The sequence below is a fragment of the Monashia sp. NPDC004114 genome, assembly GCF_053603855.1.
Map to the genome: position 1 here is coordinate 34,568 of NZ_JBSGGK010000015.1, position 25,937 is coordinate 60,504.

General features: G+C 70.7%; 22 protein-coding genes. 6 read left to right on the plus strand and 16 right to left on the minus strand.

What is annotated here, in order from left to right; all coding sequences use genetic code 11:
• Positions 1-6: 6 nt before the first annotated feature.
• Together pepN and htpX are read right to left on the minus strand one after the other, a co-directional pair.
• On the minus strand, positions 7-2,505 hold the full coding sequence (gene pepN, locus ACWEOW_RS17975; RefSeq protein WP_452270598.1) for an aminopeptidase N: 2,499 nt from the start codon (positions 2,503-2,505) through the stop codon (positions 7-9).
• A 72-nt stretch (positions 2,506-2,577) separates the two neighbouring features.
• On the minus strand, positions 2,578-3,453 hold the full coding sequence (htpX, locus tag ACWEOW_RS17980; RefSeq protein ID WP_452270599.1) for a zinc metalloprotease HtpX: 876 nt from the start codon (positions 3,451-3,453) through the stop codon (positions 2,578-2,580).
• Between the two features lie 187 nt (positions 3,454-3,640).
• Here htpX and ACWEOW_RS17985 point away from each other — a divergent pair, with 187 nt between their 5' ends.
• On the plus strand, positions 3,641-4,237 hold the full coding sequence (locus tag ACWEOW_RS17985) for a hypothetical protein (protein ID WP_452270600.1): 597 nt from the start codon (positions 3,641-3,643) through the stop codon (positions 4,235-4,237).
• Between the two features lie 200 nt (positions 4,238-4,437).
• On the opposite strand, the gene ACWEOW_RS17990 is transcribed toward ACWEOW_RS17985, so the two are convergent.
• Genes ACWEOW_RS17990 through ACWEOW_RS18035 form a run of 10 tightly spaced genes read right to left on the minus strand, consistent with a single transcriptional unit; the run spans position 4,438 to position 13,652 of the window.
• A complete protein-coding gene (locus ACWEOW_RS17990) occupies positions 4,438-5,982 on the minus strand; it encodes an NADH-quinone oxidoreductase subunit N (RefSeq protein WP_452270601.1) in 1,545 nt (514 codons plus the stop codon).
• Positions 5,979-7,481 (minus strand): complex I subunit 4 family protein, encoded by a 1,503-nt coding sequence (locus tag ACWEOW_RS17995; protein WP_452270602.1) that lies wholly within the window; start codon positions 7,479-7,481, stop codon positions 5,979-5,981. The genes ACWEOW_RS17990 and ACWEOW_RS17995 overlap by 4 nt, the downstream gene beginning before the upstream one ends.
• On the minus strand, positions 7,472-9,415 hold the full coding sequence (locus ACWEOW_RS18000; protein ID WP_452270603.1) for an NADH-quinone oxidoreductase subunit 5 family protein: 1,944 nt from the start codon (positions 9,413-9,415) through the stop codon (positions 7,472-7,474). Before ACWEOW_RS18000 ends, ACWEOW_RS17995 begins: the two co-directional genes overlap by 10 nt.
• Positions 9,412-9,819, minus strand: coding sequence for an NADH-quinone oxidoreductase subunit NuoK (gene nuoK / locus ACWEOW_RS18005; RefSeq protein WP_452270604.1), 408 nt, complete (start codon positions 9,817-9,819; stop codon positions 9,412-9,414). The genes ACWEOW_RS18000 and nuoK overlap by 4 nt, the downstream gene beginning before the upstream one ends.
• Entirely contained in the window at positions 9,816-10,427 is a 612-nt protein-coding gene (locus ACWEOW_RS18010; RefSeq protein WP_452270605.1) for an NADH-quinone oxidoreductase subunit J family protein, read from the minus strand. Before ACWEOW_RS18010 ends, nuoK begins: the two co-directional genes overlap by 4 nt.
• A complete protein-coding gene (locus ACWEOW_RS18015) occupies positions 10,424-11,149 on the minus strand; it encodes a NuoI/complex I 23 kDa subunit family protein (protein WP_452270606.1) in 726 nt (241 codons plus the stop codon). The genes ACWEOW_RS18010 and ACWEOW_RS18015 overlap by 4 nt, the downstream gene beginning before the upstream one ends.
• Positions 11,150-11,168: 19 nt before the next feature.
• Positions 11,169-12,140: a complex I subunit 1/NuoH family protein gene (locus ACWEOW_RS18020; RefSeq protein ID WP_452270607.1), complete on the minus strand. Its 972-nt coding sequence runs from the start codon at positions 12,138-12,140 to the stop codon at positions 11,169-11,171.
• The gene (locus ACWEOW_RS18025) at positions 12,137-12,661 is read right to left on the minus strand and encodes an NADH-quinone oxidoreductase subunit C (RefSeq protein ID WP_452270608.1); all 525 of its coding nucleotides are present in this window, start codon (positions 12,659-12,661) and stop codon (positions 12,137-12,139) included. The genes ACWEOW_RS18020 and ACWEOW_RS18025 overlap by 4 nt, the downstream gene beginning before the upstream one ends.
• Positions 12,658-13,293 (minus strand): NADH-quinone oxidoreductase subunit B, encoded by a 636-nt coding sequence (locus ACWEOW_RS18030; RefSeq protein ID WP_452270609.1) that lies wholly within the window; start codon positions 13,291-13,293, stop codon positions 12,658-12,660. The genes ACWEOW_RS18025 and ACWEOW_RS18030 overlap by 4 nt, the downstream gene beginning before the upstream one ends.
• Positions 13,293-13,652: an NADH-quinone oxidoreductase subunit A gene (locus ACWEOW_RS18035; protein WP_452270610.1), complete on the minus strand. Its 360-nt coding sequence runs from the start codon at positions 13,650-13,652 to the stop codon at positions 13,293-13,295. Before ACWEOW_RS18035 ends, ACWEOW_RS18030 begins: the two co-directional genes overlap by 1 nt.
• Positions 13,653-13,872: 220 nt before the next feature.
• Between ACWEOW_RS18035 and ACWEOW_RS18040 the strand changes: the two genes are divergently transcribed.
• From ACWEOW_RS18040 to ACWEOW_RS18055, 4 genes are all read left to right on the plus strand, one after another.
• The gene (locus ACWEOW_RS18040; RefSeq protein ID WP_452270611.1) at positions 13,873-15,774 is read left to right on the plus strand and encodes a 2-oxoacid:acceptor oxidoreductase subunit alpha; all 1,902 of its coding nucleotides are present in this window, start codon (positions 13,873-13,875) and stop codon (positions 15,772-15,774) included.
• Positions 15,771-16,865, plus strand: a complete 1,095-nt coding sequence (locus ACWEOW_RS18045; protein WP_452270612.1) for a 2-oxoacid:ferredoxin oxidoreductase subunit beta — start codon at positions 15,771-15,773, stop codon at positions 16,863-16,865. The genes ACWEOW_RS18040 and ACWEOW_RS18045 overlap by 4 nt, the downstream gene beginning before the upstream one ends.
• Positions 16,862-17,908: an EamA family transporter RarD gene (gene rarD, locus ACWEOW_RS18050; RefSeq protein ID WP_452270613.1), complete on the plus strand. Its 1,047-nt coding sequence runs from the start codon at positions 16,862-16,864 to the stop codon at positions 17,906-17,908. The genes ACWEOW_RS18045 and rarD overlap by 4 nt, the downstream gene beginning before the upstream one ends.
• A gap of 176 nt (positions 17,909-18,084) precedes the next feature.
• Positions 18,085-19,602, plus strand: coding sequence for an MFS transporter (locus ACWEOW_RS18055; protein ID WP_452270614.1), 1,518 nt, complete (start codon positions 18,085-18,087; stop codon positions 19,600-19,602).
• Positions 19,603-19,734: 132 nt separating this feature from the next.
• Here ACWEOW_RS18055 and ACWEOW_RS18060 read toward each other — a convergent pair whose 3' ends face one another.
• Positions 19,735-21,477, minus strand: coding sequence for a sialidase family protein (locus tag ACWEOW_RS18060; RefSeq protein WP_452270615.1), 1,743 nt, complete (start codon positions 21,475-21,477; stop codon positions 19,735-19,737).
• Positions 21,478-21,573: 96 nt separating this feature from the next.
• Between ACWEOW_RS18060 and ACWEOW_RS18065 the strand changes: the two genes are divergently transcribed.
• On the plus strand, positions 21,574-22,974 hold the full coding sequence (locus tag ACWEOW_RS18065) for a class II fumarate hydratase (RefSeq protein WP_452270616.1): 1,401 nt from the start codon (positions 21,574-21,576) through the stop codon (positions 22,972-22,974).
• Between the two features lie 24 nt (positions 22,975-22,998).
• On the opposite strand, the gene ACWEOW_RS18070 is transcribed toward ACWEOW_RS18065, so the two are convergent.
• The 3 genes from ACWEOW_RS18070 to ACWEOW_RS18080 form a co-directional block, all read right to left on the minus strand.
• Complete coding sequence (locus ACWEOW_RS18070) at positions 22,999-23,841, minus strand: VOC family protein (protein ID WP_452270617.1); 843 nt, start codon at positions 23,839-23,841, stop codon at positions 22,999-23,001.
• A gap of 218 nt (positions 23,842-24,059) precedes the next feature.
• Complete coding sequence (locus ACWEOW_RS18075) at positions 24,060-24,581, minus strand: hypothetical protein (RefSeq protein ID WP_452270618.1); 522 nt, start codon at positions 24,579-24,581, stop codon at positions 24,060-24,062.
• Positions 24,582-24,691: 110 nt separating this feature from the next.
• A complete protein-coding gene (locus ACWEOW_RS18080) occupies positions 24,692-25,921 on the minus strand; it encodes a hypothetical protein (protein WP_452270619.1) in 1,230 nt (409 codons plus the stop codon).
• Positions 25,922-25,937: the final 16 nt, after the last annotated feature.

Genomic DNA, 25,937 nt, shown 5'->3' on the forward strand with positions numbered 1-25,937 from the left:
AGGCCGTCACGCGACGACCCCGAAGGTGGCCCGTGACGCCAGCGCCTCCCGCAGCTCGGCATCCGCGTCGACGAGCGAGCGGTGCACCGCAGGCGTCAGGTCGTCGCGGGCGATGGTCTCGGCGCTCTGCCGCGCGGTCTCCTCGGTGAACACCTTCGGGAAAGCCACCAGCACGACGCGTGACAGGGCGTCCTCACCCACCCAGCCCGACATGGCCGGCACGTCGCTGAAGTAGCGCGGGACGTAGTCGGCCACGAGGGCGTCGTCGGGGGCCATCCAGAAGCCGCGGCCGAGGTGCACCATCTCGTAGTTGGACCGGCCGGAGCGGCTGGTCAGCTCGGTCCAGGCCCATGCCTTGGCACTGGGGTCGGGCAGGCTCGCCCGGCACATCAGGGCGTTGAGCCCGCCCTGCAGGGTGTCGTCCTTGGCCCGGAAACCGTCGATCCTGGCCGTGTCGATGAGCCCGCGCGTCGCGAGGTTGCGGACCACGATCCACCGGAAGTCACCGTCGTCCTCGAGCCCGACGGGCAGGCCCTCACCATCGGCCCACGCTCGCAGCAGCGCCTCGTCGTCACTCGCACCGGCCACGAGCCGCGCCGCGGCGAGAGACTCGGTGCTGCCCGGCGTCGCGCGGCCGAGCAGCCCGGTCGCCGCAGATGCGAGCCGCGCCTGGGCCGCCGCCTGGGCCGCACGCGGGACGAAGAACGGCACGATCCGGTGCTCTGCGTATGCCGCGACGCGGGTGAGCATCGACGAGTTCGTCTCGTGCGGCCAGGCGGCGTCGAAGACGTCGAGGAAGGCATCAGGCGACACCGTCGCACCGTGGACGCCGTCGATGAGGGCCGACCACACCACCGCACGGGCCTGCACGTCCGGCACGAGCGGGAGCTGCGCGGGCAGGGCCGCGACGGTCTGGTCCGACAGCCGCACCCGGGCCCAGGTCAGGTCGCCGGCGTTCGGCACGAGGACCGCGGGCTCCGGCGTGCCCTCCAGGGCCGCGAGGCGCGTCTGCGCCTGCGTGATCGTCGTGGCGACGCGCCCGACCTCCTGCCCGTCCGTCCAGCCGACCACGTCCAGGGCGTGCGGGCGGTCGGCCGGGCGGTCGGTGGGGGTCTCGCGGAACAACACCGCCGAGTCGACGACGCCGTCCTGCTCGGTCACGTCGACGGAGATCGTGTCCCGGTCGGCGCTGAGCAGCCAGGCGCGCGCCCACAGGTCGAGGTTCTTGCCGCTCGCGTGCTCGATCGCCGACATGAAGTCGGCGAGGGTGCCGTTGGAGTAGGCGTGGTCGGCGAGGTACGTGCGGACACCTGCGATGAACTCGTCGTCCCCGACATAGGCGATGAGCTGGCGCAGCGTCGCGGCTCCCTTGGCGTACGAGATGCCGTCGAAGTTCTGCAGGGCGCTCTGCGCGTCGAGAGCCTGCACACCGGCGACCGGATGAGTCGACGGTGACCGCTCTGCGCCGTAGCCCCACACCTTGCGCACGATGGAGGAGTCGACCCAGGCGTCGGTGTACTCGGTCGCATCGACGAGGCAGCGATGCGACATGTACTCGGCGAACGACTCGTTGAGCCACAGGTCGTCCCACCAGCGCATCGTGACGATGTCACCGAACCACATGTGCGACATCTCGTGGCTGATCGTGTTGGCCCGCCCGAGCAGCTCGTCGCGGGTCGCCGCGCCGCGGAAGAGGTACTGGTCGCGGAGGGTCACGCAGCCGGGGTTCTCCATCGCGCCGGCGTTGAACTCGGGCACGAACACCTGGTGGTACTCCCCGAAGGGGTAACGGATCCCGAACAGACCGTGGAAGTAGTCGAACGACCGGCGGGTGATGTCGAACAGCTCGGTGGCGTGGCGCTCGAGCGGCTCCTCGAGCGAGGCTCGGGCGTGGATCCCGAGCGGTATGCCGTCGTGCTCGTCGCGCACGGACACGTACGGCCCGGCGCACACGGTCACGAAGTACGTGGCAAGCGGCCTGGTGGTCGCCAGCGTCCAGGCGCCCGGCGCGGTCTGGATCGCCGCGCCGTTGCCGATGACGACCCAGTCCGCCGGCGCCCGCACCGTGACGTCGTAGGGCGCCTTGAGGTCAGGCTGGTCGAAGCAGGCGAAGACGGTCGGCGCGGCGTCGAGGAACAGGTGGCCGTAGACGTAGTCCCGCCCGTCGGCGGGGTCGGTCGCGCGGTGCAGGCCCTGGCCGTCCTGGCTGTAGGCCATGGTCGAGGCCACCACGAGCTCGTTGTCGGCGCTCAGGCCGGGCAGGGCGAGCCGGCCGTCGACGACGCTCGCCGGGTCGAGGGCCTCACCGTTGAGCACGACCGACTGGACCGCGGTCGCCCTGAGGTCCGCCCACGAGCCGGCGCCGGGGGTGGCGCAGGCGAACCGCACCCTCGAGACCGAGCCGAAGACCTCCGCGCCCTGGTCGAGGTCGAGCTCGACGGCATACGAGGACACAGACAACAGCGAGGATCGCTCGCTGGCTTCGGCAAGGGTGAGACTGCGCATGCAGGCGAGCCTGCCAGATCGGCGGGCGCGGCGTCGCCGTCCTCCCCAGAGTCCCTGGCCGCGGCAGGCAGGTCAGTAGTGGACCGGGCCTCCGGCCATGCTCTCCAGGCGGGCGATGCGCTGGTCCATCGGCGGGTGCGTCGACAGGAACCGCGTCACGTCCTTGGCCCGGAACGGGTTGGCGATCATCATGTGGCTCGCGTTGACGATGTCCTGCTGGGGCGGGAGCGGGGCCCGCGCGACGCCCGACTCGAGCTTGCGCAGGGCAGACGCCAGGGCCAGGGGGTCGCCGGTGAGGCGTGCGCCGTCCTCGTCGGCGTCGTACTCGCGGGTGCGGCTGATCGCGAGCTGGATCATCATCGCGGCCATCGGTGCGAGGAAGCTCATGGCCAGCAGGGCGATCGGGTTGGGGCGGTCGTCGTCTGACCCGCCGCCGCCGAACATGCTGGTGAACATCAGCATCTGGCCGATGGAGGTGATGACACCGGCGATGGCGGCGGCCACCGAGCTGGTGAGGATGTCACGGTTGTAGACGTGCATCAGCTCGTGGCCGAGCACGCCGCGCAGCTCCCGCTCGTCGAGCAGCTGCAGGATGCCCTCGGTGCAGCAGACCGCGGCGTTCTTCGGGTTGCGGCCGGTGGCGAAGGCGTTGGGCGCCTGCGTGGGCGAGATGTAGAGGCGCGGCATGGGCTTGCCGGCGGCCGTCGAGAGCTCGCGGACGATGCGGTACATCACCGGGGCCTGCGCCTCGGAGACCGGGTAGGCGTGCATGGCGCGGATCGCGAGCTTGTCGCTGTTCCAGTAGCCGTAGGCCGTCGTCGCCACGCCGATGAGTGCGAACAGCCAGATGTACCTGCCGTTCCCGATGAGCGCACCGAGCCCGAGCAGGAGGGCCCAGATGCCGCCGAAGAGGGCAGCGGTCTTGAGCCCGTTGAAGTGGTTGTGCATGCCGGGAGAACGCACAGCCCGGACCCAGCGTTCCCCCGCGGCCAGCGGTCCCTCGCGCGCCGGCGGCGAACGTGATGCGTTGCACAGTTCGTGGATTGGTCAACTACTACGGGTAGTAGTAGTTTCGTCTTTGTCAGGGAAACAAGGACCGGGGCAAGAATCCCGGGATCATCAGGGAGACAAAGACATGCGTAAGACCGTCGACAAGCTCATCTCGTGGACCGGCATCATCATGGCCGCCATCCTCCTCGTTGCGGGAGGTTTGATGACCTACGCGAGCAACTTCATCGACAACCAGGTTTCGGAGCAGCTGACCCAGCAGGACATCACGATGCCCGCTGCCGCCGCCCTGCAGACCCAGGAGCAGAAGGACGCCCTCCTTCAGTACGCCGGCCAGAAGATGACCACTGGCGACCAGGCCAAGGCCTTCGCGGACCACTACATCCTCGTGCACATGAACGCCGCGTCGAACAACCGGACGTACGAAGAGGTCTCGGGTGAGTACCTGACGATGTCCAAGGACGCGAACGCTGACCAGGCCAAGGTCCAGGAGCTCGGCCAGCTGCGCCAGACGCTGTTCATGGGCAACACGCTGCGCGGCCTCCTCCTCAACGCGTACGCGTTCGGCACCATGGGCACCGTCGCCGGTATCGCCGCGGTCGTCGCCTACGTCGGCGCAGGCATCCTGTTCGTCCTCGGCTTCCTCGGCCTGCGGCACTCGAAGAACGCGACCGACGTGGTCGCCCCGGCCGCCACGTCCGAGCCGGTGCCCGCCCGCAGCTGACGCCCTACCCCCAGCGCGCCCCGTCGTCCTCCCGGACCGGCGGGGCGCCCCGCTGTCCCGGCAACACACCGAGCACCTGCACACATCGACGGTAATAACCGCAGGAGTTTGCGGGTGCTCGGTGTGTTGCTGCGGTGTCTCAGGGCGAGTCGCGGCGGTGGCGGCGAGGGTGAAAGGAGACCTGGACCTGCGTCAGGACCTCAGCCGAGGAGCTGGAGGATGAGGTCCGGCTGGACGCAGACCGCGACGAGCACCGCCGCCGACAGCGCAAGACCGAAGATCATCACCGCGCGTCGTCCGCCACGGACCTGCGCGGGCCGGCGATCGGCGCCCGACTCGGTCATGACCGGACGGACCCAGCGCAGGTAGACGGCGACACCCAGCACCGCGTTCGCGGCGGCGACGGCGGCCAGCCACACCCAGCCCTCGGCGACGACGGGACGCAGCGCGGCGATCTTGCCGACGAGGCCGAAGATGCCCGGCGGCAGACCCGCGAGCGAGGTGAGCGCGAGCACGAGAGCGCCGGCGCGCCAGGGGCTGCGTCTCCAGAGCCCTTCGTATGCCGTGAGGCTGCGGCCGTCGGCAGGGCGGTCGTTCAGCGTGACGGCCACGACTGCGAAGGCCACGAGCGTGGCCACGACGTAGGTCAGCAGGTACGTGGCGCTCGCGTTGACCCCGAGCGCCGAGATCGACACGAGGGGCATGACGACCCAGCCGGCCTGGGACACGGTCGACCACGCCAGCAGGCGCACGACGTCGTCCTGGCGCAGCGCCATGATGTTCCCGAGCGTCATCGACAGGACCGCCAGCAGGGCGATGGCCACGAGGGCAGGGGTGCCGAGCGCCGACACGGCGCGCAGGACCACGAGCAGAGCGGCGAGGGCCGCGATCTTGGAGACGGTCGCGAGGAAGGTGGCCACGGGAGTCGACGCACCGGCATACGCGGTCGGGGTCCACGCATGGAACGGCACGAGCGACAGCTTGAAGCCGACACCCGCGAGGAACAGGACGGTGGCGAGCGAGACGACGGCCGCGGAGACCGAGGAGTATGCGACGCCGCCGCCGGCGCCACCGGAGGACAGCACGGCGTCGGGGGTGAGGAATGGGCTCCCGGTCGCCGCGAACCACAGGGCGACCGCGAGGACGAGCAGCGAGAAGGACACGAGCGACGTCACGAGCAGCTGAGTTGCACCGGCGACCGCGCTCCGGCGGCCCGACAGCGCGACGAGGGCGATGACGGGCAGGGTCGCGAGCTCGAGAGCGATGAGCCAGGTGCCGACGTCGCGGCTGGCCGCCACCACGATCGTGCCTGCCAGCGCGGTGAGCAGCAGCACGACCTCGACCGGCTCGCTGGTGCTGTCTGCCGGCCGCCGCCCGAGCACCCGGGGCCAGGCGAGGGTGACACAGACGAACGCGGCGGCGGCAGCCGCCAGCTGAAGGGTGCTGCCCAGCGCGTCAGCCTGCCAGAAGCAGGTCTGGGGAAGTCCCTCCACCGCGGGCGGCGCGCCCGCCGGCTGGGCAGCGGCGGCCTGCGTGAGGCACAGCGTCTCGCGGATGCCGCCTCCGCCAGGCGCAAGACCCGGCACGGTGGCCGCCGCGGCTCCGAGCGATGCGATGCCCGCTACGACCCACGGCGCACGACGCAGACGCGGCGCGACAAGGTCGACGACGAGCACCAGGACCATGCCGGCGATGGGGATGAGGGCCGGCGCCAGGACGACGACATCGAGGGTCAGGTTGCTCACGGCGCCCCCAGGCCCGAGATCAGCTCGGCTGCCGCCGCGTTGGAGACACCGAGCAGCAGCTGGGGCAGCACCCCGAAGACGACCATCGCGACGACGAGCGAGACGACGACGACCCAGCGGGCGCCGCGCGAGTCACGCACCGGCTCCGCCGCGGCCCCGGTCGCGTTCTCACTGCCCTCCCCTGCCCACACGATGCGCGCGACGCGCAGGGCGTATGCCGCCGCGAGCGCGAGCCCGACCGCGCCGACCACCACGCAGGCTCGCATCAGCATGGCGGGGCGGTCCGGTGCCGGGGACCACGCGGCATACAGGGCGAGGAACTCGCCCCAGAAGCTGATCAGGCCCGGCAGCCCGAGGGCCGCGGCGAGACCGAACACGAGCGCCGCGCCGAACCGGGGTGCCTTGTCGCGCAGGGCAGCCCGGGCGACGCGCAGGTCGGATGACCCCCACTGCTCCTTGAGGTCGCCCACGACGAAGAACAGCAGCGCCGCGACGACCCCGTGGGCGATGTTGCCGAAGAGTGCGGCCTGCAGGCCGGTGTCACTGCCCGAGGCGATGGCGAGCGCGACGAAGCCCATGTGCGCGACCGAGCTGTAGGCGATGAGGCGCTTGAGGTCGCGCTCGACGAGACACGCCAGACCTCCCCAGATCACGCCGATCACCCCGACGATGGCCAGCAGCGGGCTGATGGCGGCGACGCCCTGCGGGACGGTGCCGACGGCGAGCCGCACGATGCCGTACGTCCCCATCTTGAGCAGGACCGCCGCCAGCAGCACCGAGCCTGCGGTCGGAGCGATGGTGTGCGCCGGTGGGAGCCACGTGTGCACCGGCCACAGCGGCACCTTGATGCCGAGGCCGACCAGCAGCGTCGCGGCGATCGCGATCTCGAGGGGCCGCGACAGCCCCTCGCCGTGCATCCGGGCCAGCGCCACGAGGTCCGACGTCCCCTGGTGGAAGACGAGGAAGAGGATCCCGACGAGCATCAGCGTGGAGCCGAGGACGGTGAACAGCACGAAGCGCCCGGCGGCATCGGCTTTGGTCTCGTCGGGCACGTGGTCGTCGCCGAACCGTCGGATCAGCACCCACATCGGCACGAGCACGACCTCGAACGCGACGAAGAACAGCACGGCGTCGCGGGCCAGGAACGTCGCGAGCGCCCCCGTCTCGACGACCAGGATGCAGCCGAGGAACGTCGACGCAGTGCCACCCTTGGGGATCGGCCCCGCGAGCGCGTGCGCGACCACGGCGACCGCGAGGAGGGCGGTAAGCAGCACGAGAGCGGCCGAGATGCCGTCGACCCCGAAGTGCCACCGGATGCCGAGTGCGCGGATCCAGGGCACGTCGACCTCGGCGCTCGTCGCGACCACGACGACCGCGAGCGCGGCGGTGACCAGCGTGGCCCCCAGCGCGATGTAACGCTCGATGCGGGTGTCGCCGGGGATCGCGATCAGCGCGATGGCGGCGAGCAGCGGGACGAGCAGCATCACGGTCAGCGCCACGCGGCCACCCCCAGGACAGCGACGACGACGACACCGGTGAGCAGGGCCACGAGCGACAGCGACGGGACCGCGCGATGGCTGCGCTGCCCGGCGCGCCCCGCGGCCCGCGTGACCGCTGCGGCCGCGCGCGGGTAGGCGTCGACGACGTCCCGGTCGAGCACGACCACCAGGCGAGCCACCGCGGTCACCGCGCGCCCCACCGCGACGTATGCCGTGTCGACGCCGAAGCCACGGACAGCGGCGTCACGCACCCGGACCGGGACCGGCTCCACCGCGTCTCGGCGGCCGCGGTGGCTGACGGTCCAGACGGCATACGCGGCTCCGACGATGAGCAGGACCGACAGCAGCGCGCTGAGCAGCCCGATGTGGATGCCGCCGCGCAGGCCGGTGAGGAACAGGGTGCCGACCACGCACAGCGCCGCGAGGGCGGCGACGACGATGGCCGCCGGCAGGGTGATCGGCGTGTGGCCGTGCTCGCGGACCCGCTCGACCTCGGCGTCGTCGGCGGAGACGAGGACAGCGGTCGGCTCGACCTCGGGCGGGACCTCGTTCGCGAGACCGTCGGCGGCGCCGGCGTCGAGCGTGTTGGCGTCGTCGGCAGCGGCGACCGGGGCGCCGACCGGGGTGTCGAGCAGCAGCCAGGCACGGGTGCAGTAGGCCGCGGTGAGCACCACCGTGACGAACAGGGCGACGACCACGATCCACGCCCGGAGCCCGCCGTCATGGGACACGCCCTCGAGGGCGGCGTCGATGACGGTGTCCTTGGTGAAGAAGCCGATGAGCGGCGGCACTCCGGCGAGCGAGGCGAGGCCGATCGCGATCGACCAGCGCAGGTTGCGGGCCGGGTGCAGGCGCCCCCGCATCGCGGACAGCGCCGTGGCTCCGACGAGCACGGACAGCCAGCCGGCAGCGAGGAAGAGCAGGGCCTTGAAGAACGCGTGACCGATGAGGTGTGACACGGCCGGCACCGGACCGACGTCCGCGGGAGCGGCGGCGAGCGCGCTGAGCATGATCGCGATCTGGCTGAGCGTCGAGTACGCGAGCATGCGCTTGAGGTCCGTCTGCGCGAACGCGAGCAGGGCGGCATACACCATCGTCACGGCCGCGAGGATCGCGAGCAGCATCCGCACCCCGTCGTGAGCGGCGTAGAGAAGGAAGAGGCGCGCGATGACGTAGGTGCCCGCGGCGACCATCGTCGCGGCGTGGATGAGCGCGGATGCGGGCGTCGGGCCTTCCATCGCGTCGGGCAGCCAGTCGTGGAAGGGGAAGAGACCCGACTTGCCGGCCACACCGATCACGACACCGACGAGCCCGATGACCAGCGCTGTCTCGTGGCCGGAGGCCGTGAGCACGTCGATGAGGTTGGTCGTGCCGGCGCGCACCGCGAGCGCCACGAGCCCGACGACCATGCCGATATCGGCCACCCGGGTCACGATGAAGGCCTTGTATGCCGCCCGCCTGGCTTCTGGGCGCTCGCTGTCGTGACCGATGAGCAGCCACGAGCACCAGCCCATGATCTCCCAGCCGACGAGGGTCAGCACCAGGTCGGCCGACTGGACGACGAGCAGCATCCCCGCGGCGAAGAGCGACACGGTGGCGGCGAACCGGCCGAAGCGAGCATCGTCACGCAGATACCACGCGGTGAACACCTGGATGCCGAGGACGACCAGGGCGACGACGAACGCGACGAGGCCGGACTGGCGGTCCGAGAGCAGGTGGAGCGGCACCTTCAGGCCGCCGACCGGCAGCGCACCGATGGTCTCGATGTCGGCCGCCCGCACGGGCGCGATCCACTGCGCGAGGGCCATGACGGTCACGACCGCAGACGTCGCGATGGCGACCATCCCGGCGGCGGGACGCCACCGGTGCAGGAGCAGCCCGGCCAGGCCCGCGAGCGCCGGCAGGACGATGATGAGACGGACGACCCAGCTCACGGCGCCACCTCCCCCGCCGTCGCGGGAGCGCGCTCGCCGGACGGGTCGGGCTGGGTCGCAGCCCCCGGGCTGGCCGGCTCGGGGTCGGGCTCGGGGTCGTCGGTGAGGTCCGGAACGGCCGTGAGGTCGATGTGGCCGGCGGTGCGGAACATCACGAGGATGATCGCGAGCGCCACCGTGACCTCGGCCGCGGCGATCGTGATGACGAAGAGCGTGAGCACCGGGCCCGCCGTGAGCGGGGAGCCGGGCCTCGAGCCGGCGGTGACGAGCAGGAGGTTCGCGGCGTTGAGGATCAGCTCGACGCCGACGAGCACGAGGACGGCGTTGCGGCGTGCGACTACCCCGAAGACGCCGATGCCGGCGAGCAGGGCGGCCAGGGCGGCGGGCAGCTGGAGGTGGATCATCGCGCATCCGCCGATCCGGAGGCGCCACCGCTGCCGGCAGCCGGGGAGCGTCCGGCGTCCGCCGGGGAGCTGGCGAGGCCGCGGCGCGCCGGGGCCGCCTCCCGGTGCAGGACGAGGCGCGACACCGCGAACGCGCCGACGAGCGCGACCACGAGCAGCACCGAGAGCAGCTCGAACGGCCATACCCACGTGCCGAAGATCGCCTGGGCGATCTGGGGTGTGGCCGAGGGCCGCGTGTCGAGGTCGACCACCGCTCCGGAGAAGAGCGGCAGCAGCACCGCCGCGAGCAGTGCCGTCGCGGCGGCACCGAGGAGGGCGCCCACGAGACGCTGCCAGAGCGGCGTGTCGATCTGCCGGTGCGGACCGATCGGCGCGCGGGTCAGCATCAGCGCGAAGAGCACGAGCACGACGATGGCCCCGACATAGACGAGCAGCTGCACGAGCCCGACGAGCTCCTGGCCCAGCACGAGATAGCACCCGGCCAGCGCCCCGAGCGACACGAGCAGCCACAGCGCCGAGTGGACGACGTGCTTGGTCGTCACGGCGAGCAGGCCGGAGAGCGCGGTGACCGCCCCGACGGCGACGAAGACGATGTCTCGGGTCGTCACTCGCCGCCCTCCTCGTCGGTGGACACCGTGGGCATCACCTGGGTCGAGTCGCCTTGTGCTGCAGCCGCATCCGCGGCATCGGCCGCGGGCATCCGTTGGGTCGGAGCGACCTCCGCCGGACCATCGCCGGGCAGGTCCTCGACATTGCGCGTGTAGCCGTTGGGACGGGTGCGCGCCGGACGCGGTATGCCGTCGGCGTCCGTCATGCCCGGGCCGCGCGCCGGGCGGCCGGCCGCCGATGCCTCGGCGGGGTCGAGGCTGCCGGGGTCGAGCGCGGGCGGGGCCGGGACGGTCGCCATCCAGGCGCCCAGACGCTCCTTCTCGTGGAGCAGGTCGCGGATGTCCACCTCGGCGTACTCGAACTCCGGGCTCCAGTGGAGCGCGTCGAACGGGCAGGCCTCGATGCAGATGCCGCAGTACATGCACAGCGAGAAGTCGATAGCGAAGCGGTCGAGCACGTTGCGCTGGCGGGCGCGGCCACCGGGCGTCGTCGGGGGCAGCTCCTCCTTGTGGGAGTCGATGTAGATGCACCAGTCCGGGCACTCGCGCGCGCACAGCATGCACGACGTGCAGTTCTCCTCGGTGAGCGCGATGACCCCCCGGGAGCGCGGCGGCAGCTCTGGCGCGACGTCGGGGTACTCCACCGTGTGGCTGCGCCGGGTCATGGTCCGGGCGGTCTGGGCGAGCCCCTTGACCAGGCCCGGAAGGATGCCGTCACTCATCGCGGTCCACACCCCCTGCTCATCCCATCATCACCACGCCCGCCGCGGTGATCGCCAGCTGCAACAGCGCGATCGGCACCAGCCAGACCCAGGCAAGCCGCTGGAGCTGGTCCTCGCGCATCCGGGGCCACGACACCCGCATCCAGATGATGACCACCGCCACGAGGAAGCCCTTGAGCAGGGTCCAGACCCAGCCGAGCCAGCTCTCGAGCGGACCGGCCCAGGCGCCCAGCCAGAGGACGGCGAACAGCAGCGACATGACAACGATGCCGGCGTACTCGGCCAGCAGGAAGAAGGCGAAGCGCAGCCCGGTGTACTCGGTGAACGGGCCGAACACGATCTCGGAGTCGGCCAGCGGCATGTCGAACGGCGGACGCTGGAGCTCGGCCAGAGCACAGACGAGGAAGATGACACCACCCGGCAGCTGCCAGAGCATCCACCACGGCGTCCACGCCTCGGCGATGCCGATGAGCGACAGTGTGCCGGCGGCCAGGGCCACCGACGCGACCGCGAGGACCATCGGCAGCTCGTAGGAGACCAGCTGTGCGCCCGCCCGCATCGCGCCGAGCAGGGAGTATTTGTTCGCCGAGGCCCACCCGGCCATGAGCGTGCCGATGACGCCCACGCCGATCACCGCCAGCACGAGGACCACGCTCGCGTCGACCTTCGCGCCGACCACCGTCGGCGACAGAGGGATGACCGAGAGCGCCACGAGATACGGGATCAGGGCGACGAACGGCGCCACGCGGAACACCCAGCGGTCCGCACGGGCCGGGGTGACGTCCTCCTTCTGGACGAACTTCACCCCGTCGGCGACGAGCTGCGCCCACCCGTGGAAGCCACCGGCATACATCGGCCCGAGCCGCCCCTGCATGTGCGCCATCACCTTGTGCTCGGTCTGGCCCACGAGCAGCGGGAAGACGAGGAAGGCGACGAGGACGGCGAGCGCGCGCAGCACGACCTCGAGCCACGGGGCCAGGTTCAGGGTCATCGCGGACCCCACTCAGGACCGGGTACGCCTGGCGCCTGGACGCGGCGGCGCCCCGGCGCACGCGTCGACTCGTGACCTTCGCCAGGCTCCTTGGCGCCCGGCCACGGCTTGGACGCGCGGGCCGCGAGGACGAACGACTTGCGCAGAGGAGTGCCCTCGAAGCCATCGGGCAGAAGGAGCGGACGCATCCCGAGGCCGCTCCCGTCGTCGAACCCGTCGAACTCGATCCCGAACATCTCGTGGGTCTCCCGCTCGTGCCACGCCGCGCCACGGAAGATCGGCGTCAGCGACGGCACGGCCAGGCCCTCGGGCGCCCTGGTGCGCACCAGGACCGACGCCAGCGCGCCCGGCTCTCGCGGATCGAGCAGGTGGCACACGATGTCGAAGCCGGCGTCGGCCTCCCGGTCGGTCTCGTCGACGGCGGTGAGCCAGTCGAAGTACGTGTAGCCCTGCTCGCGAAGCTCGAGGACCGTGCTGGACCACTCTCCGAAGGGCACGTCGCGCACGACGGTGTCGATCACGGCGCCTCACCCTGGCCCCGCCCCGGGGGCTCGACGAGCGGGCGACGGACGTCACCTGCGCTGCCGACGCGCGAGCCGGCATACCGCCCCCGGATGCGCTGTGCGGACAGGCGCTCGCTCGCGATCTGCTCCTGGAGGCGGATGATGCCGTGCAGCAGCGCCTCGGGGCGCGGCGGGCAGCCCGGGACATAGACGTCGACGGGGACGACCTGGTCGACGCCCTTGGTCACCGAGTAGGAGTCCCAGTACGGGCCGCCAGAGTTGGAGCAGGCGCCGAAGGAGATGACGTACTTCGGCTCCGGCATCTGGTCGTACAGGCGGCGGATCGCCGGCGCCATCTTGTCCGTCACGGTGCCGGACACGACCATGAGGTCGGCCTGCCGCGGACCCGGGGCGAACGGGATGACGCCGAGGCGGATGAAGTCGTGTCGCCCCATCGAGGCGGCGATGAACTCGATCGCGCAGCATGCCAGCCCGAAGTTGAACACCCAGAGCGAGTAGCGACGGCCCCAGTTGAGCACGACCTTGATCGGCCGCGGTGCGTGCGCCCCAACGGCCCCGACCTTGACCGAGTCGAGCCCGTTGGACGGGCCGACGGTCGGCATCGGCAGGCTGACCGGCTGCGAGCCCATCACACCCACCTCAGCAGGCCGCGGCGTGCGGCGTGGGCGAGACCGAGCACGATGATGCCGATGAACACACCCATCTCAACGAGGCTGTCGCGGCCGAGGTTCGCGTCACGGATCACGTGCGCCCAGGGAAAGAGGTAGACGGCGTCGACGGCGAAGATCACGTAGAGGAACGAGAAGACGAAGTAGCGGACCTTCGTCTGGGCCCAGTCGACCCCGACCGGGTCGACACCGGACTCGTAGGTGGTCAGCTTGGCGGGCAACGGGGCGCGCGGGGCCAGCAGACGGCGCGCCAACATCGCGGCCGTCACGAGCAGCACGCCCGCGCCCAGCACGGCTGCGACGGCCACGTACCCGGACATGGCGGCCAGCCTAGTCAGATGCGAGCCCCGCCGGTGGGTCGGGGCATCAGCCTCTCACTGGGTGGCTGCGGCCGCCCGTGGCCGTGCCGCAGCCGAACCTTGATGTCCATGTGATGGCAACCTCCCCAAAGTTGAATTGAGCACGAACTAGAGTGGGAATTGCCCGCCGCATACGGCCCCGGGCAGTGAATCGTATGGAAGTTCGAGGACGTCGCAGAGCATGAGCACCAAACTGGTCCAAAAGCTCGATCGCGTAGTCATCCGATTCGCCGGGGACTCCGGCGACGGCATGCAGCTGACCGGAGACCGCTTCACATCCCAGACAGCGCTGCTCGGCAACGACTTGTCGACGCTGCCGAACTTCCCGGCGGAGATTCGAGCGCCTCAGGGCACGCTGCCCGGTGTCTCGAGCTTCCAGCTGCACTTCGCCGACCACAACGTCCTCACACCGGGCGACGCCCCCGATGTGCTCGTGGCGATGAACCCGGCGGCGCTCAAGGCCAACATCGGCGACCTGCCCCGCGGCGCGACGATCATCGTCAACACCGACGAGTTCACCAAGCGCAACCTCTCCAAGGTCGGGTACGCCGAGAGCCCGCTCGAGGACGGCTCGCTCGAGTCGTGGCACGTCCATCCCGTCGGGCTGACCTCGATCACGGTCGAGGCACTCGCGTCGTTCGCGGTGCTGACGCGCAAGGAGAAGGAGCGCGCGAAGAACATGTTCGCGCTCGGGCTCCTGTCCTGGCTGTACACCCGCCCGATGGAGGGCACGGAGGCGTTCCTCAAGGCCAAGTTCGCCGAGAAGCCCGACATCCTCGAGGCCAACCTCGCCGCCCTGCGCGCCGGCTACCACTACGGCGAGACGACCGAGGACTTCGCGGTGTCCTACGAGGTGGCGCCGGCCGTGATGGAGCCGGGGACCTACCGCAACGTCACCGGCAACGTCGCGCTCTCCCTGGGCCTGGTCGCCGCGGCCCACCGCGCCGGTCTGCCGCTGTTCCTCGGGTCGTACCCGATCACCCCGGCGTCCGACATCCTGCACACGCTCGCCGGGCTCAAGCGCTACGGCGTCGCGACGATGCAGGCCGAGGACGAGATCGCCGGCGTCGGGGCAGCCCTCGGGGCGAGCTTCGGCGGCGCGCTCGGCGTGACCACGACCTCCGGGCCGGGTCTCGCGCTCAAGGCGGAGACGATCGGGCTGGCCGTGTCCCTCGAGCTTCCGCTCATCGTGTGCGACATCCAGCGCGGCGGTCCCTCGACCGGCCTGCCGACCAAGACCGAGCAGGCCGACCTGCTCCAGGCTCTCTTCGGCCGCAACGGCGAGTCGCCGGTGGCCGTCGTGGCCCCCTCGACGCCCGCGGACTGCTTCGACATCGCCATCGAGGCCGTGCGCATCGCGACGACGTACCGCACGCCGGTCATCGTCCTGTCCGACGGCTACCTCGCGAACGGGTCCGAGCCCTGGCGCCTGCCGCAGACCGCCGAGCTGCCCGACCTGCGCGTCGAGTTCGCCACCGAGCCGAACGCCGTGGACGAGGCCGGTCAGCCGGTCTTCCACCCGTACCTTCGCGACCCCGAGACGCTCGCCCGCCCGTGGGCGATCCCGGGCACGCCTGGCCTCGAGCACCGCGTGGGTGGCATCGAGAAGGCCGACGTCACCGGCAACATCTCGTACGAACCCGACAACCACGACCACATGACCCGCCTGCGCCGGGCGAAGATCGACGGCATCGCCGACACGATCGCCCCGCTCGAGGTCGAGGACCCGACCGGCGACGCCGAGGTGCTCGTCCTGGGCTGGGGGTCGACCTACGGCCCCATCGCCGCCGCGGTCCGCCTCGCACGCAACACCGGCACGCGCGTGGCCCAGGCCCACCTGCGCCACCTCAACCCGTTCCCGGCCAACACCGGCGAGGTGCTGCGGCGCTACCAGCGGGTCATCGTGCCCGAGATGAACCTCGGCCAGCTCGCGCTGCTGCTGCGGGCCAAGTACCTCGTCGACGTCGAGTCGCACACAGCCGTGCGCGGGCTGCCGTTCCCCGCGACCGAGCTCGCCGACGTCATCACCGCGGCGGTCGCCGCCGTGTCGGGCGGCGCACGTGTGAAGGAGACCGCGAAGTGACCACCGACCTGGGTATGCCGCTCGGCTCGCCGGGTGCCTCGGGCACCTTCGGCGTCCCCCGACTCGATGACGGACAGGCGCTGACGAAGAAGGACTTCACCTCGGACCAGGAGGTCCGCTGGTGCCCCGGCTGCGGCGACTACGCCATCCTCGCCGCGGTGCAGGGCTTCCTGCCCGAGCTGGGCCTGCGACGCGAGAACATCGTCTTCGTCTCCGGCATCGGCTGCTCGTCCCGCTTCCCGTACTACCTCGACACGTACGGCATGCACTCGATCCACGGCCGCGCGCCGGCCATCGCGACCGGCCTGGCCGCCACGCGCGCCGACCTGTCGGTGTGGGTCGTCACCGGCGACGGCGACGCGCTGTCGATCGGCGGCAACCACCTCATCCACGCGCTGAGGCGCAACGTCAACCTCAAGATCCTGCTGTTCAACAACGAGATCTACGGCCTGACCAAGGGGCAGTACTCCCCCACATCGCGCCTCGGGCAGGTGACCAAGTCCACCCCGCTCGGCTCGCTCGACACGCCGTTCAACCCCGTGTCGCTCGCGCTCGGCGCCGAGGCGAGCTTCGTCGCGCGCACGATGGACTCCGACCGTGCCCACCTGACCTCGGTGCTGCGGGCCGCGGCCGAGCACCGCGGGTCGGCGTTCGTCGAGATCTACCAGAACTGCCCGATCTTCAACGACGGCGTCTTCGACCTGCTCAAGGACCGCACCGAGGCCTCCGCCCGCATCCTGCACCTGGCCGACGGCCAGCAGGTCGCGGCCGGAGACAACGTCGTGGTCCGGGACGACCAGGGCGTCATGACGGTCGTGCCACGGGCCGAGGCCGAGCCGGCGCGGATCGTCGTGCACGACTCCGGAGCCGCGAACCCCGCGGCGGCGTTCGCCCTGTCGCGGCTCGACTCTGCCGACCTGGCCCACGTGCCGATGGGCATCTTCCGCAACGTGTCCCGCCCGACCTACGACGACGCGCTGCGCGACCAGATCACCTCGGCCCGCACGGCCGACACGATCACCGACGCCGACATCGACGCCCTGCTCGCCGGGCGTGACACGTGGACCGTCGGGGCCGCGCGCGGAGCGTGACCTCGCCACACGGCGGCGGCGCCCGCCCGGAGTTCGCTGCTGCACGCCCCGACCTCGGCCCCTCCTCAGGGCCCGGATCTCGGTCGAGTGAGCGCTCGGCCTCAGGCGTCACACCGGCCCCACACGGGGAGGTCGGCAAGGGCACACTCCTGGCCTTCACGGCATACGGGCTCTGGGGGCTGTTCCCGCTCTACTTCGACGCGCTCAAGCCGGCGGGCGCCTGGGAGATCCTGGCCCACCGGATCCTGTGGACCCTGCTGCTGTGCGTGGTCGTCCTGCTCGTCATGCGCGACGGGTCCTGGGTCCGGCCGCTGCTGGGGCGGCCCCGACTGGTCGGCGGGCTGGCGATCGCCGCCGTGCTCATCGCCGGCAACTGGGTGCTCTACGTCGGCGCCGTCACCGCGGGGCACGCGAGCGAGGCCGCACTCGGCTACTTCCTCAACCCGCTCGTCACCGTCGCGCTCGGCGTCCTCGTGCTGGGCGAGCGGCTGCGCCTGCTCCAGTGGGTGGCCGTGGGCATCGGAGTGCTGGCGGCGGCATATCTCGCCGTCGCGGGGGGCTCGGTCCCCTGGGTGGCGCTGGCGCTCGCCATGACCTTCGCGCTCTACAGCCTGACCAAGAAGAAGATCGGGGCGAGCCTCGCGGCGCTGCACGGACTGACCGTCGAGACCCTGCTGCTCGCGCCCATCGCCGCCCTGCTGCTCGTCGTGATCGGCGCTCAGGGCGGGCTGGAGTTCGGCAAGCACGGCGCGTGGCACACCACGCTCCTGGTGATGTCCGGCGTCGTCACCGCGCTGCCGCTGCTGTGCTTCGCCGCGGCCGCCCGCCGCATCCCGCTCGTGTCGATCGGCCTGATCCAGTTCATCACGCCGGTGCTGCAGCTGCTCTGCGCGGTGCTTCTCCTCGGCGAGCACATGCCCGTCCAGCGCTGGGTCGGCTTCGGGATCGTCTGGGTGGCCCTGGTCGTCCTGTCCGTCGACTCGCTCCTCAGCCTGCACGCCGCTCGCCGTCGGGTCGTCCCCGCCGACGACTGCCCCCGCTGAGGCTGCCGGGGTCGCCGGCTCGCGAGGCCCCACCCCCTCAACCGTCGAGTGGCCTCCCCGTCACACCCGCCACCGCCCCCTCAACCGTCGAGTGGCCTCCCCGTAACAGCCGTCGCTGTTACCGCGAGGCCACTCGAGTGGGCGAGGCGGTCTGACCTCCATGACAGACTGCGTTGGTGACCGCGATCGCCATGCGCTCCCGCACCGGACGTTTCGTGATCGCCGCCGCGGTGCTCGGCTCCGGGATGGCGATGCTCGACGGCACCGTCGTCAACGTCGCCCTCGTGCGCCTCGGCGAGGACCTCCACGCCGGCATGTCCGACCTGCAGTGGATCACCAACGGGTATCTGCTCGCCCTCGCCTCGCTCATCCTGCTGGGCGGTTCGCTCGGTGACCGCTACGGCCGACGCCGGATCTTCGTCATCGGCGTCATCTGGTTCACGGCGGCCTCGGCGGCGTGCGGCCTCGCACAGTCGTCAGGTCAGCTCATCGTGGCGCGCGTGCTCCAGGGGATCGGCGGGGCGCTGCTGACGCCGGGCAGCCTCGCGATGATCCAGTCGACCTTCCGCCCCGAGGACCGCGGCAGGGCCATCGGCGCCTGGTCGGGCCTCGGCGGCGTCGCCTCGGCCATCGGCCCGTTCCTCGGCGGCTGGCTCGTGCAGTACGCCAGCTGGCGATGGGCGTTCCTGCTCAACGTCCCCGTCGGGGCCGCCACGGTGTGGATCGCGCAGGCGACCGTGCCCGAGACGAAGGACGAATCGGCCGCGCCGGGCTTCGACGTCATCGGCGCCGTGCTCGCCTCGCTCGCCCTCGGGGTCACGACGTTCGCACTGATCCAGTCCGAGGCCCTTGGCGCCGCGATGACCGTCGTCGTCGCTGTCGTCGGGGTCGCGCTCGCCGTGGCCTTCGTGCTCGTCGAGCGCTCGAGCCGGCACCCCATGGTGCCGCCGTCGCTGTTCACGTCGCGTCAGTTCAGCGCGGCGAACGGCATGACCCTGCTGGTGTATGCCGCTCTCGGCGCGGTGTTCTTCTTCCTCACTCTCCAGCTGCAGATCGTGCTCGGCTACGGGCCGCTGCAGGCGGGCATCGCCTCCCTGCCGGTCACCATCCTCATGCTCTTCCTCGCAGCCAAGGGTGGGGAGCTCGGGGCCCGGATCGGGCCCCGCATCCCGATGACGGTCGGCCCGATCGTGTGCGCGGTCGGCGTCGCGCTGCTCGCGACCGTCCAGGCGGGCTCGTCCTACTGGACCGGCGTGCTCCCCGGCATCACGATCTTCGGCCTCGGGCTCTGCCTGCTCGTCGCACCGCTCACCGCCACCGTGCTCGGCGCCGCTCCCGACCGGTATGCCGGTGTGGCCAGTGGGGTCAACAACGCCGTCGCGCGTGCCGGCTCGCTGCTGGCCGTGGCCGCACTCCCCGCCGTCGTGGGGCTGGCCGGCACGGACTACACGCACCCACCGGCGTTCTCGGCGGCATACCGGACGGCGATGATGATCTGCACGGGGATGCTCGTGGCAGGCGGCGTCATCTCCTGGCTGCTCATCCGCAACCCGCGGGCCGAGCTGATCGCTCCGGATCGGCCGCGGCCGAGGGCCACCGCTCCGGCCGGCTGGTCGTGCGCGGGCTCCGAGGGCTGCCCGGGTGCCAGCCACCACGATCACGACCATTCGGCGGGCGCGAGCGACAAGGTCTGACGCGGAGCCGCACCGCGAGCGGACCGACCACTCGACCGGGTGCTCCCGGTCGAGTGGTCGGCTCGATATCCGCTACCTCATCTCGTGGTCACGTTCACGGGTCCTGCCTGAGCGTGGCCACACGACCTGGCGTCACGGTGTGGGATCGGCCACCTTCGCGCCACGGATGTCGCTGTTGCCGAAGGTGGGATGCGGCTGAGGCAGGCACGATCCGAGCACGTTCGGCGCGCCGGTCGGGCTCGACGTGTACAACGACGCTCGGTAGGCGTCGATCGCCGGGCAGTCGGCCGCGTTGGAGGCGTCGTTCCAGACACCCACGGCGCCCGCGTTCGTTGCCGCGGCATACACGTAGTCGCCGAGGAACTCGGCCGTCAACCCGTTCTGCGACGTGCCTCGCGGGTCGCCTCCGTTGCTGCGGACCAGGGGTGTCCAACCGCCGGGTACGCCGGCCGTGACGTCCGCATGCAGCACCTCACCGACCATCCCGCGCGGTGACGAGGTGTTGTCCCGGTAGGGAGTCGTGAAGGCGTTGGCCACGACGTAGAGATCGGAGCCGTTCGGCGACACGGCCGGGGCGGTGTAGAACGGGCGGTCGCCCTCGCGGAGCGGGACCGCCGTCGGCGTGGCCCAGGTGGCACCGCCGTTGCTCGACCTCGTCAGCAGGAGCTTCTCGTTGTTGAGCCCGGCACCACCGTCGGACCAGGTCATGAAGATCTCGTTCGTGGCACCTGCGCCCGTGGGAGCGCCGTTGGCGATGTCGACGCTCGGCGCGAACGCGAGGTCGGTGCGAGCGCCGGCGATGCCGTCCATGTTCGGTCGGCCGAGCACCGGGTCGAACTTGCCGGGCGAGGTCACGGGCGCGACGAGCGACGGGCCGGTGAAGTGTGCGCCGCCGTCGGTCGACTTGTACATCATCTGGAAGCTCTGGCCGCCACGCGTACCGATGCCGAAGACATAGGTGTTCCCATGGCTGTCGGTGCGGATGGTGCACCCGTCGGGCTGGGTGTTGATGCCGTTGTCACTCGCCGGGCCGACCTGGTTCGTCGTCCAGGTGCGGCCGCCGTCACTCGAGCGCGACACGTTGAGCGGCGTGGGGAACGCCTGGCCCCTGCTGTTGCTGCGGAACGAAGCCCAGCAGACGTAGACCTGTCCGAAGAACGGGCTGCTCGAGGCGTTGTCCGCCCAGATCTGCTCCTTGTCCGAGAACGTCGTCGACGACTGCTTGGAGATGAGGACCGGGTTGGTCCAGGCACCGGCGTCGTTGGCGGCCGCTGCCGTCAGGTTGTCCGCAGTGGAGACCGCGATGGCTTCGAAGCCCTTGAACGGCGCAGCTCCGGGGAAGGCCGACGTGAGGTTCGCGTAGTAGAGCCGCGAGCCGTTGCTCCACGAGAAACGGCCATCCGAGCCCCGGCGCGGGCCGAACGCCACGGCCGGGTCGCCGTCAGACGTGAGGCCGTTCTCGAAGTAGTGCGGAAGAGTCCCGATCGGTCCGACGTGGGGCTGGCACGCTGCCGGCCCGTTGCAGTCACGTGCCGACCAGCCCTGGTAGGTGGGCTGGGTCCAGGTGCCACCACCGTCGAACGAGAAGTACACGCCAGACACGCCGATGCCGTCGGTGAATGGGCAGGTCGTGGGATCGCCTGCGGCACAGGACTCCTCGTCGATCTCGTCGTTGGAGCCAGCGACGACCACATTCGGGTTGTGCGCGTCGATCGCCACGGTGGGCTCGTTCTGCTTGTTCTGCGAGAACGGGCTCGGCGGACTGCCGTTCGAGACGAGCGTGTCACCTGCCGGGGAGGCCACAGCGACGGCGGCCCCGAGCAGAGCTGTAGCAGCGGAGACGATGCTCGCTACGAGAAATCGGCGGTGTTGCATGACCTCTCCTGACGTTGTCCGGTAGAAGATTCGCGTCGGCGCCCGCACCCACCAGCGTGCGCCTGCCGGGGACGGTCGGCAAGAGATGATGAGTCCATGAGCGAGCAACTCCGGACCAGGACAGAGCACGACTCGATGGGTGAGGTGCAGGTGCCGGCCGATGCGCTGTGGGGTGCGCAGACGGCGCGCGCCGTGGACAACTTCCCGATCAGCGGGCAGCCGGTGCCGCCGGGGGTGGTCCATGCGCTGGCCCTGCTCAAGGCGGCCGCGGCCGACGTCAACGCCGAGCTCGGCGTGCTCGACACCGACCGGGCCGAGGCGATCGCCCGGGCAGCCGGCGAGGTCGCCGACGGTGACTACGACGACCACTTCCCGATCGACGTCTTCCAGACGGGCTCGGGCACGTCGACGAACATGAACGTCAACGAGGTCGTGGCCCGGCTCGCGCATCTGTCGAGCGACCTCGACATCCACCCCAACGACCACGTCAATGCCGGCCAGTCGAGCAACGACACCTTCCCGAGCGCGCTGCGGATCGCGGCCACAGTCGCTGCTGTGACCGAGCTCGTGCCGGCACTCGAACATCTCGCAACGGCCTTGGGCCACAAGGAGATCGAGTTCGCCGACGTGGTGAAGTCCGGCCGCACCCATCTCATGGACGCGGTGCCGGTCACCCTGGGTCAGGAGTTCGGCGGCTACCGGCGTCAGGTCGAGCTCGGCGCGAGCCGGGTCCGGTCGGGGGCGGAGGCCACCTCTGAGCTGCCGCTCGGCGGCACGGCTGCCGGGACCGGCCTCAACGCCGAGCCCGGCTTCGCCGGGAAGGTCATCTCGCGCGTGTCGGCCGTCACCGGCATACCGTTCCGTGAGGCCACCGACCACTTCGAGGCGCAGTCGTCGCAGGACGCCGTAGTCGAGCTGTCGGGGGCGCTCAAGACGGTCGCGGTCAGCCTCACGAAGATCTGCAACGACCTGCGCTGGATGTCGTCGGGGCCGCGAACGGGCCTCGGCGAGATCCACCTGCCCGACCTGCAGCCGGGGTCGAGCATCATGCCGGGCAAGGTGAACCCGGTCATCCCGGAGGCGACGCTCATGGCGTGCGCCCAGGTCATCGGCAACGACGTCACGATCACCACGGCGGGCGCCTCCGGCAACTTCGAGCTGAACGTCATGCTTCCCGTCATCGCCAAGAACGTGCTCGAGTCGGTCAGCCTGCTTGCTTCGACGTCACGGCTGCTCGCCGAGCGCTGCGTCAACGGCATCACGGCCGAGGTGGACCACGCCCGTGCCCTCGCCGAGGGCTCGCCGTCGATCGTGACCCCGCTCAACCGCTACATCGGCTACGAGGCGGCCGCAGCAGTGGTGAAGCAGGCTGTCAAGGAGCGCAAGACGATTCGCGAGGTGGTCATCGAGCAGGGCCACGTGGCGGCGGGCCGTCTGACAGAGCAGCAGCTCGACGAGGCGCTCGACGTCCTGTCCATGGCGCGGCCCAACCGCTGAGCGGCATACCTGGGGCGCCGGGGCTCAGCCGCGCATGAACTGGCTGGCCGTGAACACCGCGCCCTGCGGGTCGCGGACCATCGCCGTGCGGGTCCACTCGTTCTCGTCCGTGGCCAGCACCGTGCCGCCCTGCTCGGCGACCCGGGCCGCCGCGGCGTCACGGTCGGCGACCGAGAACGTCACGTGCCAGCCCGGCTGCTCGACATCGGTCGGGGGCGCCACCCAGCCGATCGCGTCGGCGAAGCCGGGCGGCGCGTCGACACCGGACTGCCGCTCGTGGATGCCGGGATCCACGGTCGCGGCGAGGTGGTCGCCGTACCCTGGGCGGCGGATCATCGTGGCGAACCCGATGTCGTGGAACTCCCAACCGAACAGCGCGGTGTAGAAGCCCCGCACGGCGTCGAGGTCGGAGACGTGCAGGTCGCTGAAGTTCCAGGCTCCTGGCGCGTTGACGACCTGCGCGCCGAGCCGCCGCTTGGCCTGCCACAACCGGATCTCATGTCCCCCGGGGTCGCGACCCACGACCGCCACCCCACCTTCGCCACCGGCAGTCGGAGGCGAGGTGATCGTGCCACCGGCGGCCTCGAACACGCTGGCTGCGGCCTCGGCGTCTTCGACCGCGACGTAGGTGTTCCACCCGGTGACCGTCAGCGAGGGGGTCTCGGGGTCCCGTGGACCGCCCAGCCCGCCGACGTCCTGCCCGTCCAGCCGTGCGATGAGATAGCGGAGGGGGGCCTCGGGCGGGCTCGCCTCGGTGAACGTCCAGCCGAAGACACCCTCGTAGAACTGCCGTGCGGCTTCGACGTCGGGCTGCTCGGTGTCCACCCAGGACGTCACGCCGTGGGGGTAGGTGCGTGGGTCGGTCATGGTGCGTCTCCTCGAAGTCGGTTCCCCCAACCTACGTACCCGCGCCGACAACCCGCCCCGTCAGGTAATCCTCGTCATCCTCCCGTCGGGCTGAAGGCGGAACTCATTCCCGCCGTGATCGGCTTGAGCGCCAAGGACATCGGCTCGTGTCGGGACCGACGCAAGCGGCCAGGTGATGTGGTCGAGTGGTCACCTGATACGCCTGCTTCACGGTGGCATCACGTCGCGATCGGGTGCTCGCGCCGGCCCGTGGCGTCACCGAGCTTCGCATAGCTGAGTGCGGCCGCCAGCGCGGCGGCGACGGTCACAGCCCGGAGAATCCCTGCGGCCTGAGGGTTGTAGACCACGTTGTAGGTAAAGGGGATGACTCCAGGCAGTGTTGCGAGGACGACAACGGCCATCGCAACAAGCCCGCTCACGCTCTCGTCGAACATCACGACGCTCAGGGCCCCTACCGAATGCAGCAGAAGCCAGAGCCACCACACGTGCGCGGCCGGCACCCCTGACGGAAGAAGCAACACAGGCAAGACTCCGAACACGGCGCTGCTGGCGGTAACAAACAGCAGCCACGACGAACGCAGCCACGGCGGCCGACGACGACTTGCGTGCAGGGCCCAGGCGCTGGCATCCGACAGCACGATGCTGCAGACGGCGACGGGAAGGCACAGCGCCAACGCACCCAGCTGCTCGAGTGGCCGGATGTAGTCCGAGGAGCTCGGGTCGATCTCGAACAGGGACACACTCGACAGCACGGGAACGGCGGCCCATGCCAGGGCGAGGTAGGCGACTCGGGCCATCGTCAGCTGGTGCGGTACGGCCAGGAGGCCAACTGGCCCTCTCAGCATTGCCATCACGGCAGGTCGACACCCTTCAGGTTGCAGGCGCGAATGTCGGACGCATTCTTCGTCAGCCAGGTTTCCTGGGCACTCGGCGTGAGCCTCGCGAATGACTCGGCCTTGCCTCGCATGGAATCGGGCACGCCGCCCGGTCCATAGCTGGGAGCACCGGGATATGCCGGGACGCCTGGGTCCGCGCCGGCGCGCAGGCGCCACCAGATCAGCAGAAAGGACGTCACGTCCTGCGCCCGGCTTGAGGTGTCTGCGCCGTGGTACAGGCACCGTCCAAGGACCTCGTCCCCGAAGCTGATCCGGAACGTGTCTTGGTCGATCACCAGGGCTGGGGTGATGTCACCCCGGATTGGTGGAGCAACGAGGTCCGATGCGCTGACCCGAAGACTGTCGTCCGAGACGACACGCCGTGGCCGCAAGGTCACCGGAAGGGCTGACGCCGCGCCCCTGACCTGCTCCACATATGACGGAAGGACTGACTTGTGGGCCTGGTCCGTGCAGACCGTGATCTCTCCCGACCGGCAGACCGGGCTGCCCGCCTCGGGCACGTCGACGTAGGTCTCACCAGCGAGGATGCCGATGGCGAGGATCGCGCTGACGACCAGGCCACAACGCTTGCTCCAGGTCCAACGACCCACGCACGCCAACACGACCATCAATGCGACGCCCGCCCAGAACGCCGCCTCGATGGCGACGGTCGCGACGTTCGGCATCACGTAGGTCCAGGTTCGTGTCTCGCCAGCGGTAAGGAGGTGCAGCCCAGGAGTGCCTTCGTAGTAGGCCGCTACGAAGTAAGCGGCATACGGTGTTGCTGCGGCCACTGGCAAGGCCACGTACCTGGGCAACATTCGACCCAGCAGCACGCCCATTGCGGCGTGTGCGATGCCGCTTGCCAGGATCGTCACGGGCACCAGGAGCAAGTGCCGGTCCTCCGGACCCGGAGCCCCGCCGCGCCACAGGGTCACTGCGGTCATCGACGAAAGTACAAGGAGGTAGCACCCGATCGAGCTGAGGAGGGTGGCCCGCAACGAGCTGGCATGAAGCTGGGCTGCCGATCGGCCCGAAACGTGGGCCCACTCGTCGACTCCCCACCGGCGCTGCTGCCCGCCGAGCCAGGCTCCGACCGACGCGATGGCGACGGTCGCCAGCACCGAGCTGAGCGCGAAGGCAGACATGGTGTCGTTGAAGGAGCCAAACCAGCGCTCAGGGCGGCTCGCGACTGGGGCCGTCATCATGACCAGCGTGGCG

Coding starts and splice junctions, on each gene's coding strand:
- pepN (WP_452270598.1), bottom strand. CDS start 2,505: ATGCGCAGTCTCACCCTTGCCGAAGCCAGCGAGCGATCCTCGCTGTTG.
- htpX (WP_452270599.1), bottom strand. CDS start 3,453: ATGCACAACCACTTCAACGGGCTCAAGACCGCTGCCCTCTTCGGCGGC.
- ACWEOW_RS17985 (WP_452270600.1), top strand. CDS start 3,641: ATGCGTAAGACCGTCGACAAGCTCATCTCGTGGACCGGCATCATCATG.
- nuoK (WP_452270604.1), bottom strand. CDS start 9,819: ATGATCCACCTCCAGCTGCCCGCCGCCCTGGCCGCCCTGCTCGCCGGC.
- ACWEOW_RS18015 (WP_452270606.1), bottom strand. CDS start 11,149: ATGAGTGACGGCATCCTTCCGGGCCTGGTCAAGGGGCTCGCCCAGACC.
- ACWEOW_RS18020 (WP_452270607.1), bottom strand. CDS start 12,140: ATGACCCTGAACCTGGCCCCGTGGCTCGAGGTCGTGCTGCGCGCGCTC.
- ACWEOW_RS18030 (WP_452270609.1), bottom strand. CDS start 13,293: ATGGGCTCGCAGCCGGTCAGCCTGCCGATGCCGACCGTCGGCCCGTCC.
- ACWEOW_RS18035 (WP_452270610.1), bottom strand. CDS start 13,652: ATGTCCGGGTACGTGGCCGTCGCAGCCGTGCTGGGCGCGGGCGTGCTG.
- ACWEOW_RS18040 (WP_452270611.1), top strand. CDS start 13,873: ATGAGCACCAAACTGGTCCAAAAGCTCGATCGCGTAGTCATCCGATTC.
- ACWEOW_RS18060 (WP_452270615.1), bottom strand. CDS start 21,477: ATGCAACACCGCCGATTTCTCGTAGCGAGCATCGTCTCCGCTGCTACA.
- ACWEOW_RS18065 (WP_452270616.1), top strand. CDS start 21,574: ATGAGCGAGCAACTCCGGACCAGGACAGAGCACGACTCGATGGGTGAG.
- ACWEOW_RS18070 (WP_452270617.1), bottom strand. CDS start 23,841: ATGACCGACCCACGCACCTACCCCCACGGCGTGACGTCCTGGGTGGAC.
- ACWEOW_RS18080 (WP_452270619.1), bottom strand. CDS start 25,921: ATGACGGCCCCAGTCGCGAGCCGCCCTGAGCGCTGGTTTGGCTCCTTC.